At 65.3% G+C, this 19,841-nt stretch carries 17 protein-coding genes and 2 tRNA genes; 8 read left to right on the top strand and 11 right to left on the bottom strand.

The features are described from left to right. Positions 1–1,002 precede the first annotated feature (1,002 nt). Positions 1,003–2,835: an AMP-dependent synthetase/ligase gene (locus HMPREF0043_RS01095; protein ID WP_040317528.1), complete on the top strand. Its 1,833-nt coding sequence runs from the start codon at positions 1,003–1,005 to the stop codon at positions 2,833–2,835. 151 nt (positions 2,836–2,986) lie between these two features. Here HMPREF0043_RS01095 and HMPREF0043_RS10500 read toward each other — a convergent pair whose 3' ends face one another. The 6 genes from HMPREF0043_RS10500 to tig all read right to left on the bottom strand — a co-directional run bounded on the left by HMPREF0043_RS10500 (position 2,987) and on the right by tig (position 9,194). Further along, positions 2,987–3,988: a spherulation-specific family 4 protein gene (locus HMPREF0043_RS10500; protein ID WP_198010249.1), complete on the bottom strand. Its 1,002-nt coding sequence runs from the start codon at positions 3,986–3,988 to the stop codon at positions 2,987–2,989. A 299-nt stretch (positions 3,989–4,287) separates the two neighbouring features. Continuing rightward, positions 4,288–4,584, bottom strand: coding sequence for a chorismate mutase (locus tag HMPREF0043_RS01085; protein WP_021600926.1), 297 nt, complete (start codon positions 4,582–4,584; stop codon positions 4,288–4,290). 58 nt (positions 4,585–4,642) lie between these two features. Beyond that, positions 4,643–5,905: an ATP-dependent Clp protease ATP-binding subunit ClpX gene (clpX, locus tag HMPREF0043_RS01080; protein ID WP_021600925.1), complete on the bottom strand. Its 1,263-nt coding sequence runs from the start codon at positions 5,903–5,905 to the stop codon at positions 4,643–4,645. 235 nt (positions 5,906–6,140) lie between these two features. Beyond that, positions 6,141–6,821 carry an ATP-dependent Clp protease proteolytic subunit gene (locus tag HMPREF0043_RS01075; RefSeq protein WP_040317527.1) on the bottom strand — a complete coding sequence of 227 codons (681 nt, stop codon included), beginning with the start codon at positions 6,819–6,821 and terminating at the stop codon, positions 6,141–6,143. A 2-nt stretch (positions 6,822–6,823) separates the two neighbouring features. Further along, a complete protein-coding gene (locus HMPREF0043_RS01070) occupies positions 6,824–7,435 on the bottom strand; it encodes an ATP-dependent Clp protease proteolytic subunit (protein WP_021600923.1) in 612 nt (203 codons plus the stop codon). A gap of 244 nt (positions 7,436–7,679) precedes the next feature. After that, a complete protein-coding gene (gene tig, locus HMPREF0043_RS01065) occupies positions 7,680–9,194 on the bottom strand; it encodes a trigger factor (protein WP_021600922.1) in 1,515 nt (504 codons plus the stop codon). A 370-nt stretch (positions 9,195–9,564) separates the two neighbouring features. On the opposite strand from tig, the gene HMPREF0043_RS10495 reads away from it, so the two are divergent. The 3 genes from HMPREF0043_RS10495 (at position 9,565) to HMPREF0043_RS01050 (ending at position 10,349) form a co-directional block, all read left to right on the top strand. Then, positions 9,565–10,008, top strand: a complete 444-nt coding sequence (locus HMPREF0043_RS10495; protein ID WP_198010248.1) for a TM2 domain-containing protein — start codon at positions 9,565–9,567, stop codon at positions 10,006–10,008. Positions 10,009–10,077: 69 nt separating this feature from the next. Next, positions 10,078–10,150 (top strand) — tRNA-Pro (locus HMPREF0043_RS01055). Between the two features lie 125 nt (positions 10,151–10,275). Then, a tRNA-Gly gene (locus HMPREF0043_RS01050) sits at positions 10,276–10,349 on the top strand. Positions 10,350–10,474: 125 nt separating this feature from the next. Here HMPREF0043_RS01050 and HMPREF0043_RS01045 read toward each other — a convergent pair. After that, on the bottom strand, positions 10,475–11,092 hold the full coding sequence (locus HMPREF0043_RS01045) for a TetR/AcrR family transcriptional regulator (protein WP_084431945.1): 618 nt from the start codon (positions 11,090–11,092) through the stop codon (positions 10,475–10,477). 184 nt (positions 11,093–11,276) lie between these two features. Here HMPREF0043_RS01045 and HMPREF0043_RS01040 point away from each other — a divergent pair, with 184 nt between their 5' ends. Continuing rightward, positions 11,277–13,505: an MMPL family transporter gene (locus HMPREF0043_RS01040; RefSeq protein ID WP_332248421.1), complete on the top strand. Its 2,229-nt coding sequence runs from the start codon at positions 11,277–11,279 to the stop codon at positions 13,503–13,505. On the opposite strand, the gene HMPREF0043_RS01035 is transcribed toward HMPREF0043_RS01040, so the two are convergent. The 3 genes from HMPREF0043_RS01035 to rpsN all read right to left on the bottom strand — a co-directional run bounded on the left by HMPREF0043_RS01035 (position 13,502) and on the right by rpsN (position 16,615). Continuing rightward, on the bottom strand, positions 13,502–15,739 hold the full coding sequence (locus tag HMPREF0043_RS01035) for a MaoC/PaaZ C-terminal domain-containing protein (protein ID WP_040317525.1): 2,238 nt from the start codon (positions 15,737–15,739) through the stop codon (positions 13,502–13,504). The genes HMPREF0043_RS01040 and HMPREF0043_RS01035 overlap by 4 nt on opposite strands. A 270-nt stretch (positions 15,740–16,009) precedes the next feature. Next, positions 16,010–16,174 (bottom strand): 50S ribosomal protein L32, encoded by a 165-nt coding sequence (rpmF, locus tag HMPREF0043_RS01030; protein ID WP_040317524.1) that lies wholly within the window; start codon positions 16,172–16,174, stop codon positions 16,010–16,012. Positions 16,175–16,309: 135 nt separating this feature from the next. Further along, on the bottom strand, positions 16,310–16,615 hold the full coding sequence (gene rpsN / locus HMPREF0043_RS01025) for a 30S ribosomal protein S14 (RefSeq protein WP_040317523.1): 306 nt from the start codon (positions 16,613–16,615) through the stop codon (positions 16,310–16,312). A gap of 174 nt (positions 16,616–16,789) precedes the next feature. Here rpsN and HMPREF0043_RS01020 point away from each other — a divergent pair, with 174 nt between their 5' ends. The 3 genes from HMPREF0043_RS01020 to epsC all read left to right on the top strand — a co-directional run bounded on the left by HMPREF0043_RS01020 (position 16,790) and on the right by epsC (position 19,502). Further along, positions 16,790–17,455 carry an IMPACT family protein gene (locus HMPREF0043_RS01020; protein WP_084431959.1) on the top strand — a complete coding sequence of 222 codons (666 nt, stop codon included), beginning with the start codon at positions 16,790–16,792 and terminating at the stop codon, positions 17,453–17,455. Between the two features lie 355 nt (positions 17,456–17,810). Continuing rightward, entirely contained in the window at positions 17,811–18,746 is a 936-nt protein-coding gene (gene cysK / locus HMPREF0043_RS01015; protein ID WP_021600912.1) for a cysteine synthase A, read from the top strand. A 174-nt stretch (positions 18,747–18,920) separates the two neighbouring features. Continuing rightward, positions 18,921–19,502, top strand: coding sequence for a serine O-acetyltransferase EpsC (gene epsC / locus HMPREF0043_RS01010; protein WP_021600911.1), 582 nt, complete (start codon positions 18,921–18,923; stop codon positions 19,500–19,502). Positions 19,503–19,589: 87 nt separating this feature from the next. Here the strand turns inward: epsC and HMPREF0043_RS11345 are convergent. Next, positions 19,590–19,841: hypothetical protein (locus tag HMPREF0043_RS11345; RefSeq protein WP_021600910.1), on the bottom strand; the 252-nt coding region annotated here is incomplete at its 5' end.

The following is a 19,841-nucleotide window of genomic DNA, read 5'->3' as shown; positions in this document are numbered from 1 at the left end:
CGTAGACGCGCACGATCGACAGGACGGATCCGATAATCTCGCCGTCAGCCCTGTGATTCCCCTCGTTCGCTTTGAGGAAGACGTCCGGTCCGATGGCGTACGTCGTCACGCTGAGGGCCATCAGAAGGATCGCCCACAGGAGGCACTTTTCGAAGCCGGGTGAAGCTTTCCCGCGTTTCTCATTGCCATTCTCCTATCGCAAAATGTGGAGCTAACGGCTTTCCATGGAAAACCCTATATAGGGATTCCACAGGATATAGCATACGATGCTGCTCGTCGGATTGTTATGCTTTTCGGATGATGAGAAATTATTTCAATTCAACGTTCGGTAAGGCCAGGAGAATTCTCGGCCTTACCGGCGCTTTCATGCTTCTCCCGTTTACTCTTCTCTTGCCGCTCTTCCCTGCGGGACTCGGTCTTGCTCTCACAGCGAACGTGAATGTACTCGGCGGCATAATTAAAAGGTCAGTATTCGAATATATAACATGGTTTTTAATTTATTATTTATTTGTATTGTCATTTGATGATTTTACAACGTACATTGTATCAAATATTTATATTAATAAATATGTATCTACTGTAATACAATCAATTTTATCTTTTTTCATACTTTTATATATTTTTCATTTTCTTACGTTTACTTGGCTGGGCGCCTTGATACCAGTGGTATTTTATATCATATTTAATCTCATTTTAAGGAAAGTCATCTCATTAAGTAGTGAATAGTAATTATTGAATTACCATATCATTATGTACAGGCTATCGGCACGGCGATGCCCCACCCGCATCACAGTATCCTGAACGCTGCCCCGTCCACACGCGCACATCGGCGAGATTCTACCGCTTCCGCATCATCCTCATGATGTCGCCCCGTCCACGCGCCCGCCGTTGAGAGCTTCACCATACCCTTGGGATTCCGCGGAATTCCTCCCGCGGGCAGAGTGCGGGGCGTGCAGGGTTACGCTATCGTAGCTCTAGATCGTTCAGATCAGAGAGGACTTCATGAGCAACATCATCGAGAAAGACGGACGCCGGGCCTCCCACTGTCCCGGCAAGATCAAGGTCACGGATTCGATGAGCATCCCCTGGGTGATGCGAAATCATGCCATCGACCGCGCCGAGAAGGTCGTATTCGAACGCAAGTCCTCGATCAACACGTGGGTGCCTGTGACATGGCGCCAGTTCTACGCGGAGGTCCGCGAGCTGGCCCGCGGCTTGATCGCCATGGGCGTCCAGCCGAACGATCACATCGCCATCATGAGCCATTCGCGCTATGAGTTCGCCCTCTTCGACCAGGCCGTCTGGGCAGTCGGAGCACAGCTCATCCCCATCTACGAGACCGATTCGACACAGCAGGCGCGTTGGATCATCGACGACGCACACTGCCGCATCGCCATCGCCGAAACCCGGCAACTTCATGACGTGCTCGCCCCCATCCTCAACGACGTCGAGCATTTCGAGACGATTCACGTGATCGAGGAAGACGCGGTCGACAAGATCTCCGCACTCGGGCAGCCCGAGTCCGATGAGGAGATCGACCGGCGCATCGACGCCACGACCGCCGACGACCTGGCGACCATCATCTACACGTCGGGGACGACGGGGCTCCCCAAAGGCGCTCGCCTGTCCCATCGCAATCTGCTCCACGTGGCGATCAACGGCCCGCTCGACGACGGCCTCTCGCACATCATCGGCGGGTACCAGCGCAGCCTCCTCGCCCTGCCGATGGCCCACGTCTTCGCCCGGTTCATCTGCATCATGTCGATGTACTCGGGAAACGTCACAGGCTTCGCCCCGGACGCGAAGAACCTCGTCACCGACATCCAAAGCTTCAAGCCGACCTACATCCTCGCCGTGCCGCGCATCTTCGAGAAGATCTACAACGCGGCCGACGCAAAGGCGGGACGCGGCCTGAAACTCAAGCTCTTCCGCCACTACGCCAAGGTCGCCATCAAGTACTCGCGGGCGCTCGACACTCCCGAAGGCCCCTCCCTCCAGCTGAGGGCCCAGCACAGGGTCGGCGACCGGCTGGTCTACTCGACGATCCGGAATCTGCTGGGCGGCGACCTCGCGAACTCCATCTCGGGCGGGGCGCCGTTGGGCGAGCGTCTGGGCCATTTCTTCCGAGGGATCGGCATCACCGTCCACGAAGGCTACGGCCTGACGGAGACCTCGGCTCCCACGACGGTCAACACCCCCGATTTCATTCGTATAGGTTCCGTGGGCCCGGCCTATCCCGGCTGTTACGTCTCCATCGGCGAGGACGGCGAGATCCTGTGCAAGGGCGACCACGTCTTCCGCGAGTACAACAACAATCCTGGGGCCACCGCCGAAGCCTTCACAGAGGACGGATGGTTCCACACCGGGGATCTGGGAAGGATCGACGACGACGGCTTCGTCTACATCACCGGCCGTAAGAAAGAGCTGATCGTGACGGCCGGCGGGAAGAACGTGGCCCCGGCGATCCTGGAAGACAGGCTGCGCGGGCATCCCCTCGTCTCCCAAGTGGTCGTGGTCGGCGACCAGAAGCCCTTCATCGGCGCCCTCGCCACCCTCGACTCCGAGATGCTCCCCGGATGGCTGCGCAACCACGGCCTGCCCGAGATGAGCGCGAAGGAAGCCGCCGAGAACCCACAGGTCCTCGCCGCGATCGACCGGGCGATCAAGCGTGCCAACGAAGCGGTCTCGCGAGCCGAGTCGATCCGCAAGTTCAGGATCCTTCCCATCGATTTCACCGTGGCCAACGGGTACATGACTCCGTCCATGAAACTCAAACGGGCCGCCGTCCTCCGGGACTTCGCGGACGACATCGAGAAGATCTACGCGACCGATTAGCCGCGGCGACAGCCTGGTGGAAGCACCGCCCCACTCGAAGCGACAGATCGGGGGAGAGCTTCGGAAGGCGATGTCCTTTCCGAGGCTCTCCCCCGACCCTTCAGAGCGAGCGACCGGCGTTGGCCGGCGGCGGCGCGGGAGCCGGCGATTGTCACGGCACCGGCGTGGGGTCTTCCCGCTGTTTCGGGATCCAGGGGTCTGCCTTGCCGCGCGGATCGTCCGGCATGCCGAGTTCGTTGATCGACCGGGACAGTTCCGTCAAGTTCTGGGGCAACTCATCGTAGGGGTTGTCCTGCACATCGGTCGTCACGAACAGCCATCCGGCATTGCGCTGACGCGAGAGCTTAATGATCTCGTTGTATTGTTTAGTGGAAGCGCCGTATACTGCGTGCATAATATGTTTCGAATTATTCGAATCATTTTCGAATTTTGAAGGATGCTTCGGATACTTGTGAATATAGTCAGAGGCTGAATTTTCCGCAGTAACGAATATATCAGCATGTCGAGTGATATTCTCATTGACTATCGGAGATCCGGGATTGGCTACCACTAATTTTTCTGGGTGGTATTTTTTCACATAGCTGTAAAGAATGTGAAGGTATTCGCTGTCCTCTTGTGTTTTAGTGGCTATTTCGTCGAAGAAGAATCCACTCACGTTCTTTTCGCCGTAGAACTTGTAGTAAGACTCTATCTCGGCCTCAACGTCGGTGATAGATCGCTTCTGATAGTTCGTCCGGATGTAGCCGATGTTCTTGATACCAGCAGCTGAATTCTTCGAGATCTGCCGGACGTAGTCCGGATTGGCCGACTTCCCGGCGCCACTGGACGGATTGAATACAACATAGGGGATCGCTTTGCCGCCCAGTTTCACCAGAGCGTCCCAGTAGCCGGCGCCACTGGACGCAGACGGGTACTTGTACGCGAAGAACAGGATGGACTGTTTCTTCAGCGACCCTGCCTCGTTCGACCCGGTGCCGGCATGGGACGCGGCCGGGCCGGTCGCGTCGGGGACGGCCGGCTTGGCCGCCTTCGCGTCATCTGCTCGGACTGCTGACGAACCGTGCTTTCCGTCCGCAGCCGCGGCGAAGCCGGGTACCGCACCGGCTATGCACAGGCCGCTCACTGCGGCGGCGCTGCACAGCTTGAAGGCCAAGCTCGTCCTGCCGCGCTGTTGTCTACTCATCGCACCTCACTATTTCCGATATTTGCCGAATCCGCGGGAAGGCCGTGAGACTGATATGCGTGCACGCCTCCCCGGCACACCGGCAGGCTACAACGAAGCGATGCGGCCCGCCGCCGGCGAATCGCCGGTCTTCCGACCCCTTGTGCGGGTAGCCGCTGCCTTGTATCCTGACTCGGCCTGCGGGCCGCCAGCCGCTCGCCGTGCGGTCGACGAACGGGCGTCGCTCGCCCGTGCTCGGCGGGCGCCGCAGAGCACGGCTGTGATCGCCTCTAACCCGATTCTGCGGAGATCTCCTCGTGGTGCCGGATGACCTCGGCGAGGATGAAACGCAAGAGCTTCTCAGCGAAAGCGGGGTCCAGCCCGGCCTCCACCGCCAGAGCGCGCATGCGTTCGAGCTGCTCGGCCTCGCGCACCGGGTCCGCGGGAGGCATGCCGTGCCGGGATTTCAATTCGCCGACCTGTTTCGTGCATCGGAAGCGTTCGGCCAGCATGTGGATGACCGCGGCGTCTAAATTGTCGATCGTACGGCGGTATGCCGCCAACTCGGCCTGGGCGTCTTCGTCCATAGCTCTCCCATCGTCACCGGCAGCCCGGATCGCGACGGCTCACCGCGACGCGGCTGCGTTATGCGCTCTTGCCGCTCGCCTTCTTCAGTACGAGCTTCGGCGCCGCCTTTCCGGTGACGGTCGCCGTATCGAACACGATACTCTCGACGTCCTCGCGAGAGGGGACGTCGAACATCGCCTCTTGAAGGAGGCTTTCCATGATCGATCGCAGGCCGCGAGCCCCGGTTCCGCGCGACAGGGCTTCGCGCGCTATCTCGCGCAACGCCTCGTCTTCGATCTGCAGCCTGACGCCGTCGAGGTCGAACATCCGCTGATACTGGCGGACAAGGGCGCTCTTGGGCTCGGTGAGGATCCGCACGAGGTCGTCCTCGGTGAGGTCCTCAGTGGCCGCGACGACGGGCAGGCGGCCGACGAGTTCGGGTATGAGCCCGAACTTGTGAAGGTCGTCGGGGGTGACTTCGGCCAGGATGTCGCTTCCGTGATCGGCGTCGTGCAACTGGGATCCGAAGCCGATGCCGCGCCGGCCGGCTCGGGAGGAGACGATCTCCTCCATCCCCGCGAATGCGCCTGCGCAGATGAACAGGACGTTCTTCGTGTCCAGCTGGAGGTATTCCTGCTGAGGATGCTTCCGGCCTCCCTGGGGCGGGACGGAGGCGACGGTCCCCTCGATAATCTTCAGGAGGGCCTGCTGAACGCCTTCGCCGGAGACGTCCCGGGTGATCGATGGATTCTCAGACTTGCGTGAGATCTTATCGATTTCGTCGATGTAGATGATCCCGATCTCCGCACGCTTGATGTCGTCGTCGGCGGCCTGGATGAGCTTGAGGAGGATGTTCTCGACGTCCTCGCCCACGTATCCCGCCTCGGTCAAGGCCGTGGCGTCGGCGATCGCGAAGGGGACGTCGAGCATCCGCGCCAACGACTGCGCCAGATACGTCTTGCCCGTTCCGGTGGGGCCCAGAAGGAGGATGTTCGCCTTGCCGATCTCCACTTCCTCGGCGTCCTTGCGCTTGGGCCCGGCCTGGGCGCGGACGCGCTTGTAATGGTTGTACACCGCCACCGCGAGGGTTCGCTTCGCCGCGTCCTGACCCACCACGTACTCGTTGAGGAAATCGTATATTTCGCGGGGTTTGGGCAGGGCGTCGAGCGAGAAATCCGATTCGTCCTGAGCCAGCTCCTCCGCGATGATGTCATTGCACAGGTCGACGCATTCATTGCAGATGTATACGCCCGAGCCGGTGATGAGCTTTCTGACCTGCCGCTGGCTCTTCTGGCAGAATGAGCATTTCAGCGTGTCCGCGGCATCCGCCGTGCGCGCCATCGATTCTCCTCACGTCGTGGTGATTTTCCCCGCCACTGGAACAACGTCATCATGCCACTTATATGAGACGTCGTCATCTTTCCACGCTGATCCAGCCTATGACCTCAACCGGGTATGTTTCCCCCGACGGCGTCGGATTGCCCGGGGTCGTGCGCCGCCGGGCTCCTCGCCCCGACGGCGCACGACCGCCGTTTTCCGCATGAAACCGGGGCTTGGAAGCCCTCAATCGCCGAACTCAGGCGGGAGACGTCGACTTGCGCGAACTCAGAACCTGGTCGACGAGGCCGTATTCCTTGGCGGCCTCCGCTGTGAGAATCTTGTCACGTTGGATGTCGTTCTTGATCTCGTCTGCGGACTTTCCGGTGTGCAACGCCAGCGTGGTGCACAGCCAGTCGTTCATGCGCTCGAGTTCGTCCGCGACGATTGCGATGTCCGACGCCTGGCCGTGCATTCCCTCCATGGCGGGCTCGTGGATGAGGACGCGCGCATTGGGGAGGGCGAGTCGGCGGCCCGCCGAGCCCGCGGCCAGGAGCACGGCTGCGGCGGAAGCGGCCTGGCCGAGGCACACGGTCTGGATCTGCGGCTTGATGTATTGCATCGTGTCGTAGATCGCCGTCAACGCGGTGAAGGATCCGCCCGGGGAGTTGATGTACATGGTGATGGGCGAATCCGGGTCCTGGGACTCCAGGACGAGGAGCTGGGCCATGACGTCGTCGGCCGAGGCGTCGTCCACCTGCACGCCGAGGAAGATGATGCGGTCCTCGAAGAGCTTGGCGTAGGGGTCCTGCCGCTTGTACCCGTAGGGGGTGCGCTCCTCGAAGTTGGGGAGGATGTACCGCGCCGAGGGCATCGGCCTGGCGGCGCCGCCGAACTGGTTCGCGGCCGCAGCCGCGCCGGCGTTGAAATCGGTGCTCATCTTCATTCCTCCGTAGTCCCGCCGATGGCCTGGGCGCTGGCGACGATGTGGTCGACGAAGCCGTACTCGAGGGCCTCGCGAGCCGTGAACCAGTGGTCGCGGTCGGAATCGGCGATGATCTGCTCGGGCGACTTGCCCGTATTGGCCGCGGTGATCTCCGCCAGCTCCTGCTTCATCTGCAGGATCAGGTCGGCGTTGATGCGGATCTCGGTCGCCGTGCCTCCCGCGCCGCCGAGCGGCTGATGCAGCAGGACCCTGGTGTGGGGGGTGACGTAGCGCTTCCCCTTCGCCCCCGACGTCAAGAGGAACTGCCCCATGGAGGCGGCCATCCCCATGCCGACGGTCACGACGTCGGGTTGGATGAACTGCATCGTGTCGTAGATCGCCATGCCCGCCGTGACCGAGCCGCCGGGCGAGTTGATGTACAGGTAGATGTCCTTCTCAGGATCCTCGGCGGCCAGCAGCAGCAGCTGAGCGCAGATGACGTTCGCGTTCTCATCGCGCACCTCGTCGCCGAGCCAGATGATGCGCTCCTTCAGGAGGCGGTTGTAGACCGCGTCTCCCAGCCCAGGGCCTTGCTGGGCCTCGCCTTGCGTTGTGGGCGTTGTGCTCACGCTCTGTCCTTCCCATCCGGGCCTGACCCGGTCATTGCTAGGCGGAGCACCTCGCGCTGCGTCGCGGGCTCCGTTGACGTTCACTAGACCTTAACGCGCCCCGTCCCCGCGAACGCCGCTCCGGCCCGTCTTTTCGCTGACGGCGCATGGTCGCCAGGCGCCGCAGGAGCCGGGCTCCCACCCCAGCGGACACGGCGAGCCGGGCCCGCGGCGCCTGCCTCAGCCCCTCCGAGCTGCAGGTCTTCTAGCCTTCGAGCTTCTCGAGAAGGGTCTTGCGGTTCTTGCCCTTCTTCTCCGCGTCGATCACCCGGGCCTTCTCCTCCTCGCTCACATTCGCGACGTAGGCCAGGACGTCGTCGACCTTCGCGGAAGCCGGGTCGAAGGGGCCGGCCTCGCCGCCGACGGGGGATGTCCACGTGGAGGTCTCGAGCTCGAGGCCGGCATCGGCGTGAGCGGAGAAGTCCGGAACCGCCTCTCCTTCGGGAGCCTTGCCGATCACCTCGGCGACGTCGACGGGGTTGCCGTCCGAATCCACGGTTTCGACCAGCCGCAGGTAGGACAGGAGAGCCTTGCCCCTGGCCAGTTCGGCCGCGAAGGCCCCGAACTGGTTCGCCTGAGCCGCCGCCTGGATGAACTGGTTGGGCTCCATCCCGTAGGCCTTCGCCTGCTCGACGAGGAAGTTGAAGAGCTCGTTCTGCTCCACGTTGACGTTGAAGCGTTCCGAGAGGACGTCCAGGAGAAGCTGGTCGCGCATGAGCCGCTCGGTCTCCTCGCGGGCCTCGGCGGCGTGCGGGTCGTCCGCTTCCTTGCCCTCCTGTTCGAGGTGCCGGGCGACCTCCTCCTCCACGGCGGTCTCGGGGAGCGGGAAGTCGACTGCCTCGCGAAGCTCCTGGAGAAGCAGATCGCGTGCGGCGTACACCTGGGCGCTCGCCTTGTCCTTGGCCAGTTGGCCTCGCAGATCCGCGCGCAGCTCGTCGACCGTGTCGAACTCGGAGGCGAGCTGGGCGAAGTCGTCGTCGGCGTCGGGGAGCTCGGACTCCTTGACGTTCCCGACCGTGACGGTGACGTCGGCCGCCTCGCCGGCGTGGTCCCCGCCCGCGAGAGTCGTGGAGAAGGTGACCGTCTCCCCCGCCTTCCGGCCGGTCAAGGCGTCGTCGAGGCCCTCGAGCATGGTGCCCGAGCCGATGCGATAGGAGATGCCCGACACTGCGTCGACTTCCTCGCCGTCGATTCTCGCGGTGAGGTCGATCGTCGCGTAGTCGCCGTCCTGGGCGGCGCGCTCGACCTCCTTGAGCGAGCCGAAGCGTTCGCGCAGGGCGGTGAGCCGGGCGTCGACGTCCTCGTCGGAGACATCGAACCGGTCGACCGTGACCGAGATCGTCGAGGGATCCGGTATGGCGATCTCGGGGCGGACGTCGACTGTCACGACGAAGACGAGGTCGGAGGTGTCGTCCTTCTCAGCGGGAACCTGTGTGACCTCTACCGCTGGCCGGGACATGGGGTGCAACTCGTTCGCGCTGACGGCTTGAGCGTAGTAGCCGTCCAGGTTGCCGTTGAGCGCCTCCTCGACGATGGCGCCGCGGCCGAATCGAGCTTCGATGACGCGGGCCGGGATGTGACCGCGGCGGAATCCCGGAATGTTGACCTGCTTGCCGATGTCTTTGGCGGCGTTGTCGATCGCGGGCTTGAACTCCTCGAACGGCACCTCAACGGTCAGCTTGACCTTGGTGGGCTCGAGGGTCTCGACGGAGCTCTTCACTGGGGTTTCTCGCTTAGCTATCAGGGGGCGGACAGTCCGCCCGTGTTCGTTCCGGCACCGGTGCACTCGTGAGAGGAACAGCCCGGCATGTGACAGCGCACGCAAGATGCGCGCATACCGGATAAGTCTACGACACCGCGTCGGGTGTCGCGATTCCGCAGCCGCACAGCCCGATTCTCCGCCGTCCCGCAACAGCGGGGCGTCGGCGGGAGAGGGCGCCGACGGGAGGCGGGAGAGGGCGAGCGCCCGGTCATGATGGCCCCGGGGGAGCGCTGAAGCTACGATTTCCTTTGACAGCACAGCCGATGCGGCGTGCTGCACGGTCTGTCGAGACCGGTCGCCTCTGTCCACACGTGGAGGATCGTGAAATATGTCCAATTACGGCAACGCCTTCGACCAGAGAGGCGACGGCTTCTACAGCCAACGCCCCACCGGCCCCGGCTACTCCTATCCCGGTTGGAACTCTCAACCCGGATGGAATCAGCAGAGCGCTCCCCCGCCGGGAATGCCGCCGTACCCCGATCAGCCTTGGCAAGGCTACGGCCAACCCGCCTACGGAGGCCAGTACTACAACAACTGGCCGCCGTACGGGGGCGCCGTAAGCCCGAAGAGCAGGATCGCGGCGGCGCTTCTCGCCTGGTTCCTCGGATTCCCCGGCATTCACCGATTCTACGTTGGGAAGGTCGGCACCGGCATGCTGTGGCTCTTCACCTTCGGGCTCTTCGGTATCGGCGTGCTAGTGGACTTCATCATGATCGTCTCCGGCTCGTTCACCGACGTCGACGGTCTTCCGGTCAAGATATGGGATGCGTAGTCAAGCGTGCGCCCAACCGGTGTGAAGGCGGTGCGCCGCAGGGTCGGATTCGCCTATCATTGGCGGGCACGGGGTATGGCGCAGTTGGTAGCGCGCCCGCTTTGGGAGCGGGAGGCCGTGGGTTCAAGTCCCGCTACCCCGACTGCCGCCCGTGAGGCGTCCACGCCGTCCTGCGTCCGGCGTTCGTCCGCGGACGACGAAGGAAGCCCGCGGGTCGGGGCATCGGCGTGCGCACGCGGGCCCGCACCTGCTATTCTCTTCAGGCACGCGAGTGTAGCTCAATGGTAGAGCCTCTGCCTTCCAAGCAGATTACGCGGGTTCGATTCCCGTCACTCGCTCCACCGTCTCTTCCAGCGGCCGGAGAGCGCCTCTCCCGCCGCGCCGATGCTCGACCGGGCCGGAGAAGCTCGCCGGATCGGGCCGGAAGGCCGCCGGTTCCGGCCATCCGCCCGCACCGCTGGGAAGGCTACTCAATCGGTTCGCTGAACGCCTGGATCGTGATGTCGGCCATCTCGGGGAAGGCCCTCTTCTTCCTCTCAGCCCCTTTGGGGAGAACGGCTTCGTCGAACACGGAATCGAGGAAGAAAACGACCAGCATATCGGCGATCCGCTCCAGTTCGATCGTCGGACGCCTTCCCAATTGCCCGAGCACGGATCCCACGATCTCGGCGATCTCGCGCTTCAGCCAGACGAGGTCGTCCTCGACGTCGAGAGGGGATTCGGGATTGCGGATCCGGTGAAGCGCCAATTCCGAGCTCAAAATGTACAGCGTGCGTCCATGGGGCTGAAGTGTGTCGATGATCTCCACGAGCGTGCAGACGTCCGCAGGTCCCTTCGTGGCCGCTATGGCTTCGCGCAGCTCCCTCAACACGCATACCGTTCGGTAGAGAAGCGCCTCCTGCAGCAATTCCGCCAGTGACGAGTAATTCGAGTAGAAGGCGCCCCGGGTGAACCCGGCAGTCGCGACGACGTCGTCGATCCTCGCCCCCGCCAAGCCCTTCCTCTCGAACACTTCGACGGCGGCGTCGAGCAGACGCTGCCGGGTGTTCTCACGTTTTCGCAAAGGCCTGTGAGTCACACGCACCCAGCTCCTCTCTCATCCTGCCGCGAGGATACACGCCTTCCTCGTCGGCTCGCTGCCCGCCCAGACCGGGCCGACCACGCCGGCGGCCCGTCCGACTTTCGATACAAGAATATATCGCGTACAGTTCCGTATCGAAATCGAGTTCATGCGAAAGGACAGTCAAGTGTCGTCGATACTTCAGCGCGTGGGAGGATGGACCGCCTCCCACGCCAAGCGCGTCTTGGCGGGGTGGCTCCTGCTCATGATCGCCCTGGGCGGGATCGTCGCCGCCACGGGGATGAATCTGGCAACCACGTACAAGGTCACCGGGACGGAGTCCATGGAGGGACTGGCCGTCATGGCCAAGCGTCTCCCTCAGGCGGCCGGCGCCAGCGAGCAGGTGCTCTTCTCCACCGGCGGGGACATCGAGGGCCAGCGCACCGCGATCGAGTCCTTCATCGGGAAGGCCCGGAAGATCGAGGGCGTGTCCACCGTCACCGACCCGTTCGCGCAGCAGACGCGCACCGTCTCCCGCGACGGCCACCACGCCCTCGTCCTCGTGCAGACGGACTCGTCCGTCGGGGAAGCCGCCGGAGAGCCCGGCCCCAAGGCCAAGGCCGTCTCGAAAGAGCTCACGCAGCTGGCCAGCGCCACGCAGAAGAGCAGTCCCGATCTCACCGTCCAACGCGGGGCCAACATCGGCAATTCGACGTCGATCGGCATGTCGGCGACCGAGCTGCTCGGCCTGGTCATCGCCGCCATCGTCCTGATCGTCACCCTGGGATCGGTGGTGGCCGCCGGAGCCCCCCTCCTGACCGCCGCCACCGGCGTCGCCATCGGGATGCTCGGCATGCTCGTGGCCGCCAACTTCATCGACATCAATTCGAGTACGCCCGTCCTGGCGGTCATGATCGGATTGGCGGTCGGCATCGACTACGCGCTCTTCATCATCTCCCGCGCCCGAGAGTATCTGGCCGAGGGAGTCAAGCCGAAGGAAGCCGCCGCTCGCGCCAACGCCACAGCGGGCTCGGCCGTGCTCTTCGCGGGTGGGACCGTGATCGTCGCCCTATGCGGGCTGGCGGTGGCCAGGATCCCCTTCCTGACGGTCATGGGACTGTCCGCCGCCGCCATGGTCGCCGTGGCCGTCCTCGTCGCAGTCACCGCAGTGCCCGCGCTGCTCGGTCTGCTCGGCGGACGCCTGGCGCCCGCGAAGAGGAAAGCCCGGAAAAGCCGCGCACGCGGCTGGGTCCACTTCGTCACGCGAGTGCCCGCACTGACGTTCCTCGGCGTCGTCGCGATCATCGGCTTCCTGGCCGTGCCGCTCGACCAGGTCCGCCTGGCCCTGCCCACCAACGGCAACGAGCCCGTGGGCACCGTGCAGCGCGATACCTACGACGCCATCTCCCGCGCCTACGGACAGGGGTACAACTCGCCGATCGTCGTGGTGGCCGACATCAAGAAATCCGGCAACCCCCTCGTCCAGGTGACGGAGACGGCGGGGGCCATCGGCAAGCTCGACGGCGTCGACAAGGTCTCGCTGGCCACTCCGAGCCCCGACGGAAGCTTCGCCTTCATCCAGATCATCCCGAAGAAAGGTCAGGCCGACCCCGCCACGACCAAACTGGTCAAGGAGATCCGAGACGCCGCGCCCGGCCTCGAAAAGCGGTTCGGTTTGGAGAACGTCATGGTGACGGGCCATACGGCGGTCGCCATCGACATCGCGGCCAAGCTCTCCTCGGCCATCCTCCCCTTCGGGATCGTCGTGATAGGACTGTCCATCGTCCTTCTGCTCATCGTCTTCCGATCGGTGGCCATCCCGATCATCGCGAGCCTGGGCTACCTCCTGTCGCTCGCAGCAGGGATGGGCGCCGTGGGAGCCGTCTTCGGATGGGGGTGGGCGGCCGACCTCCTCAACGTGTCGAAGGTCGGGGCCGTCATCTCCTTCCTGCCGGTGATCGTCATGGGCGTGCTCTTCGGCCTGGCCATGGACTACCAGGTCTTCCTGGTCTCGCGCATGCGCGAAGTCTGGCTGCGCACGGGCCACGCCAAACTCGCGGTCCGAGAGGGTTTCGAGAGCTCGGCGAAGGTCGTCACGGCCGCGGCGGTCATCATGATCGGCGTCTTCGCCGCCTTCATCCCCCACGGCATGCCGGCCGTCAAACCGATCGCACTCGCTCTGACCGTCGGCGTGGCCGTCGACGCCTTCCTCGTGCGCATGACGCTCATCCCCGCCGTCATGGCCATGCTGGGCCGCAAAGCCTGGTGGATTCCACGGTGGCTGGACCGCATCCTCCCCAGCATCGACGTCGAAGGCGAGACCGGCCCCGATGCGCAGGCCCGAGAGGGCCAGGACGCGCAACGGCCCGAAGGCGGCGATTCCGAATCCGCTCCGACCGTCGCGTCCGGTGCGAACGGCCGGAGCGCGGGCGACTAGTCCCGAACCGCCCTGTCCGCCCCGAGGACGGCCGCGAACCCCATGAGGCCGTTGGGCTCGTAGGGGCAGGCGAACAAACCGCAGTCGATGGCCTTGTCGGTCAGGAAGTCCGGTGAGCGTCCGGCTTCGGGGTGCTTGAGGTCCCAGGCGAGGAGAGCGGCCATGAGAGCCGCGGACGCATTCGCGGGCAGGGCGGGCATCCCCAGCCGGGCCAGCCCGCCGTATGCGGCGCGCAGGACGCGCGCATCCAGGACGGATCGGGTCATCGACATCGGGCCGATGTTGTAGGAGACCGTTCGCCCCGTCTCCCGTTCCACGGTGGCCCGCCACCGTCCGATGCGCTTGGCGACCGCGTAGTTCGGCCCCTGCACGTCGATGAGGCCCTGATAGACGCCGCCTCGCCGCGAGGAATGGATCCTGCGAACCCTGGCGTAGACGCTCAGCGCCCGCGCGGCGCCGCCCTTGCCGAAGTCCCGGCGGACGGGGACGTCCAGGGCGTACGCGTCGGAGGGGCTGCCGTACCACGCCAGGGCCGTCTCCGGGCGGGCCTGGCAGACCAGACGTTCCAGGACATCCGCTCCGGCCTCGGCGAGAAGGAACCGCGCCCCCGGAGCGTAGAGCGTGTCGACGATGGCGACCCGGCCAGGCAGGCTCGCGATCCATCCCGCACTCGTCTCGGGGTCCGCGGCGACGTCCAGTGGCTGAGGCGGAAGATGGAGACGGCCCGCGCTCTGCGGGGTCCGCCTGGCCAACTCGGGCAGCGGAGAGCGCGCGACGGCGGCGACGTCGGCTCCCCACGCCAGAAGGTGGGCCGCGGGGGACAGTTCCGCCCCCGCGCCCAGACAGGCGAACGTCCATCCGGACAGATCGAGGTGGCTCGGGTCGGCGACGACGTCGGCGATCGCGTCGACGGCTCCGGGCCGGATCCGGCCGTCCTCCTGCCAGCGGCGCAGTTCGGCTACGAGTTCGTCTCCGGCGAGGTCTCGGCCGCCGATCGGCACCCGCAGCTCGCGGACTGCCCGACCCGTCCCGTCGATCACGTCCCCGCGCTGCGCCGGTGTGACGATGCGCGCCTCGCAGGCGCGCCGGCCGTCGGCGAACCGCAGATTCTCGTGAAGGAAGGCGAGCCCGTCGCAGGCCCCGGAGGAGCCGCGGCCGGGAGCGTCCCACGCGCTCAATTCGGCCATGGCCGTTCGGTACATGCGGCGCCACGGTTTCGCATCCTCGATGACCGCGCGGGCTCTCGGGTGCCTGGCGGCCGCGGCCGCGGCCATCCCTCTGCCCAGGAAAGTCGAGCTGGGGCGGCCGTCGTCGCGCGGCAGGACGAGCCCCCGCTCCGAGCCGCGGCCGTCCGGCACGCCGGTGAGCCTGGCGTGCACGAGATCGCGTCCGCTGTCCCGATCGACGACGGCGAAATCCTCCGCCCCAAGTCGGACGAGTTCGCAATGGGCGGGCAGAAGCGCAGGAGCGCGGAAGTGCGTGCCGCCCGAACAGGGCGCCGCTCCGTCGAGCCCGGCCTCGTGGGCCATCCAGGCGTCGACGGCGGCCCCGTGGAGCACCGCCTTGCGGTAGCCGAAGGCCTTGGCGGCGAGGGACGACGTGTGGATGGGATTGGCGTCGCCTGTGATCCGCGCCCATCGCCGCGAATCGGCCACCCGGAAGACCCTAGAGGACACGGCGGCGTTCTGCCCGATGTCCAGGCGTCCCGACGCATTGGTTCCGTAGGCCCGGCGGTGGTCGAGAACCTCGATCCGAGGAGTCCGCCCTACCTCGTAGGCCTCTCCCCCGGCCTTCCTGGCGACGTACACGGTCACCTCCCGGTAGACCGGGCGGTCTGCGCATCGGATCCTTGCGCGGACGAACAGACTCGTCGACGAGGAATCGCGGACGATCGAGGCGAGCTGGACGTCCACTGTCACCGCCGAGCCGATGGCCACCGGCTCGGCGAGCTCCCACTGCTGATCGGACACGACGAGCCCCGCAACGGGGACGGGAACGGCCGGATCGGAGAGCAAGTCGACCGTCGGTTCGAAGCACAGCGCATGCAGAAGGGCGGCAGGCGCGCAGTCACCCGGAGCGTCTCCCAGGAACGAGGCGAGAGCGGCCGCCCCGCTGGCCGCCGCAGTCGTCCGCTTCGAACGCTCCGGCAGCGGCGCGTCGGGTGGAGCGGGAGCGGGGCGGAAAGCCCTCTTCGTCGACACGGCAAGGATTCCGGCAAGCTTCGTCAGGCGCACGGGGTACCTCCTATTCACTACGAGGCACCAGGTTATCGCGCCCATTCGCCGATGAAGGGGAGACAGGCGTGCGCGCCGCTCGAACGCCGGCGAGGGACCGCTTCACCGCCGACGGAGCCTACGGTGGAAGGCGGTGCGCCAACCGAGCGGGGCGACGAAGGCGCGTGCGAGGCCGTGGCCCGGAGCAGGGGGCGGATCGGCGGAACACTGAAAGAGCAAGCAAAGGGGAAGGCCCCGGAGGCCCGGGTCCTTCCCTGCGAAGATCTCCGATCAGTCGGAGATGAGTCCGGCTTTGTAGGCTTTCACGAGCCTACGGGGAATGCGCACGTCGCGGCCCTGAACGCGGACGGTCTGAAGCTCGGTGAGCTGTGCCTTCCACTGGGAACGGCGAGAGCGCGTATTGCTGCGGGACATCTTCCGTTTGGGTACTGCCATTGCTACCGCTCCTCTCGATACTGGGCCGCCATGGCGACTCAATGGACATCGCGCGGACGATCGCCCACACACAGGGAAAAAGACTACCCGACGGAAGCCACCGCCGTCATTCCGGAAGCCGGTCGGACGCCCGGATCACCAGGAGGACTTAGTCACACCCGGGAGTTCGCCGTCATTGGCCATCTGGCGCAGACGCACGCGAGATAGGCCGAATTTACGAAGATAGCCGCGAGGGCGTCCGTCCTCGGCGTCGCGGTTGCGAAGGCGCACGGGCGAGGCGTCCCGCGGCAGTTTATGGAGTTGAGCCATGGCGGCGTCTCGCTCGGCCTGCGTGAGGTTGACGTCCACGGACGCTTTCTTCAGCTTCGCCCGGCGTTCTGCGTACCGGGCGACGACGGCCTCTCGCTGTCTGTTGCGCGCGATCTTCGACTTCTTGGCCATGTGATTCTTTCTAACTTCGGCTGGCGGTTCGATGGAAAATTCTATGGGCACGGTCCGCGCGGAGTCAATGCCTCGCGATCCGGGACGGCACGGCCGCCGCTCGTCCCGCCCGACGGGAAGCCGGAGGTCGCAGGGATCCTACAGGCGGGATCCCATGGATGGATAATGGTGCATGTGAGCGACCTTCTGCTGCCCGCCGGCGCCCTCCTCACCCATGAGCTCGAGATCAGGCGATCCCGATTCCTCGCCCTGGTCGCCAGAGCCGGGAGCCCCGAGGAGGCCCGCGAGGTCATCTCGGCACGGCGTTCGGCCATGCCCGACGCCAGACATCACTGCGCGGCGTTCATCGTCTCGACGCCCGGGGCGCTTCCCGTCTCCCACTCCTCCGACGACGGCGAACCCTCCGGAACGGCCGGGCGTCCGATGCTCGACGTCCTGGCGGGAACGGGGATCGTCGACGTCGTAGCCGTCGTCACCAGGTATTTCGGCGGCACGCTCCTGGGCACCGGCGGGCTCGTCCGAGCCTACTCCGACGCAGTGCGCGAATGCCTCGAAGACGCGCCTCTTGTGACCCGGGAGCGCCTACCGGTGTGGAATGCGCTCCTCCCGCACGCCGACGCGGGGCGCTACCTGGCCGAACTGAGCGCAGCGGGCTTCGCGGCCGAGCCCGACTACCGGGCCGAAGGCGTGCGGGTGACCGTCGTCTGCGACGAAGGCGAGCGCCTGTCGTCCCTCGTTTCCCGGCTCTCGTCCGGATCCGTAGGCGTCCTGGAGGGCGGCACGCGACTGGTCGAGCGGCCCGCAGGCCGAGTCCGCGCGGGCCGTGCCGTCATCGGCTGATCCGGTCGGCTTTCCCCTGTCGAGCTCAGGGAGCGCGGTCCGCCTCCGTCCCCGATTCGCCGAGGGCGACCGCAATGCGGATCCGCTGGACAGAGCTCGCGGAAGTGTGCGAACGTTTTCCTTGCCGAGAGGGTCACGCAACGGCGAATCCGCAATGCGACACGGAGAAAGGACGAGGAGATGGCCAACACCGCCGACACGCCCCTCTCCTGTGCTCCCTGTCGTCTGTGTCTCTAGAGCGTCGGGCTTTCGTGGTGCGCACGGCGCACGCTCTCGACGCTCGTCCATCCATCGCGCGGCGCCCGTCGCGCCTCGGATTAACGCTTCCACATTCAACCGTTCACAGGAGAGACACATGTCCAGAATCTACGCCGACGCCACCGAGCTCGTTGGGAGAACCCCGCTCGTCCGCATCAACCGCCTAGCCGAGGGAGCGAAGGCCGTCGTGCTGGCCAAGCTCGAATTCTACAACCCCGCCAATTCCGTCAAGGACCGCATAGCCGTCGCGATCATCGACGCCGCGGTGGCCTCCGGCCGGCTGCCCGCCGGCGGAACGATCGTCGAGGCCACCTCCGGCAACACCGGCATCGGATTGGCCTGGGTGGGCGCCGCGCGCGGCTACAAGGTCATCCTGACCATGCCTTCGTCCATGTCGAGGGAACGGCGTGCGCTTCTGCGCGCCTTCGGCGCCGAGCTCATCCTGACCGAACCCGCCCAGGGCATGCGCGGCGCCGTGGAGAGGGCCGAGGACATCGTCGCTCAGACTCCCGGCGCGATTCTCGCCTCCCAGTTCGCCAACCCCGCCAACCCCGCCGTTCACGAGCGCACGACGGGCGAGGAGATCTGGCAGGACACGGAGGGCGACGTCGACTACCTCGTCTCAGGCGTCGGCACCGGCGGGACGATCACGGGCACCGGCAGCGCGCTGCGCCGCCACAAGCCCGGCGTCAAGCTCGTCGCCGTCGAACCGGCGGAGTCGCCGCTGCTCTCCGAAGGCACTGCGGGTCCTCACAAGATCCAAGGCCTCGGCGCCAATTTCGTCCCCGATGTCCTCGATACCGATCTGTACGACGAAGTCATCGCCGTCCCCTCCGAGACGGCCATCGCCACAGCTCGACGAGCCGCTACCGAGGAGGGACTGCTCGTCGGCATATCCTCGGGCGCGGCCCTCGCAGCCGCCGTCGAGGTCGCGCAACGCCCCGAGGCCGAGGGGAAGACGATCGTCGCGATCGTTCCCGACTTCGGCGAGCGCTATCTGTCGACTCCGCTGTTCGCAGGACTCGTCGACTGATCCGCTTCGCCGCTCCGAGCCGGGGCGGGCCTGCGTCCGCTTGTCCGCCCCGGCTCGGCAGACGATGGGGAGGCGGCCTCGCGGACTATAGTCGGTACACGTCACGTCCGCATGCGGGCCCGACCCTCCGGTTCGGACCCGCCGGGCTCAGGTTAGGCGAAAAGAGGATCATCGATGGCACTTCGGCTGCCGCACTTCATCGAGCGCGCTCGCGAAGACGTTCGCGCCGCCCGCGAACACGACCCGGCGGTCAGGTCGGCCCTCGAGGTCGTTCTGTGCTACCCGGGCATCCACGCGGTGTGGGGCCACCGCCTCGCTCACGCGATGTGGAAGCGCTCGCCCAGGCTGCGGCTTCCAGCCCGGTTCGTCTCCCAAGCGGTGCGGGCGGTCACGGGGATCGAAATCCATCCCGGGGCGACCATCGGGCGGCGGTTCTTCATCGACCACGGCATGGGCGTGGTCATCGGCGAAACGGCGGAGGTCGGCGACGACTGCATGCTCTATCACGGCGTCACACTGGGTGGGACGTCGTTGGAGGCCACGAAACGCCATCCGACGCTCGGCGACGGAGTCGTCGTAGGCGCCGGCGCGAAGATCCTCGGGCCGATCACCCTCGGCGAGGGCGCACACGTAGGCGCGAACGCGGTCGTTGTCAAGGACGTCCCCGCCAATACCACGGCGGTGGGCGTTCCCGCCAGGCTTCACGAGCGCAAGGCGGACGACGTCTTCTCCATCGACCCCGCGATCTACATCTGACTCGAACCGAGGAGACGGCGGTCCCCGGGCTTAGCCCGGGGACCGCCTTTCGAATGTCCGTCCCTATGGGCATAGGGACGTCCGTCGTCACTGGGCCTTCATCATCGGGTTGACGAGTGCTCCGCGGTCCACGGCCGCATTGGGCTTGACCGTCGTGCCCGACGGATCGATCGCCTTGGCCACATCAGCCGGAAGAGCCTTCCCCGACCCCCGAGCCGGACTGCCCGCCTTCAAGTGATAATCGCTCTTCTTGAAATCCGCGTCACCATCAGCCTCCTTGACGAAGAACGGATTAGCCGACCGCGCACCGAACTGATCGAGCGCATGACGCTCCAAACC

Source organism: Actinobaculum sp. oral taxon 183 str. F0552 (genome assembly GCF_000466165.1).
In the GTDB taxonomy this organism is placed as follows: Bacteria; Actinomycetota; Actinomycetes; order Actinomycetales; family Actinomycetaceae; genus Peptidiphaga.
The sequence above is the reverse complement of the archived record's forward strand: the minus strand, read 5'-3'. Positions and strand labels throughout refer to the sequence as shown.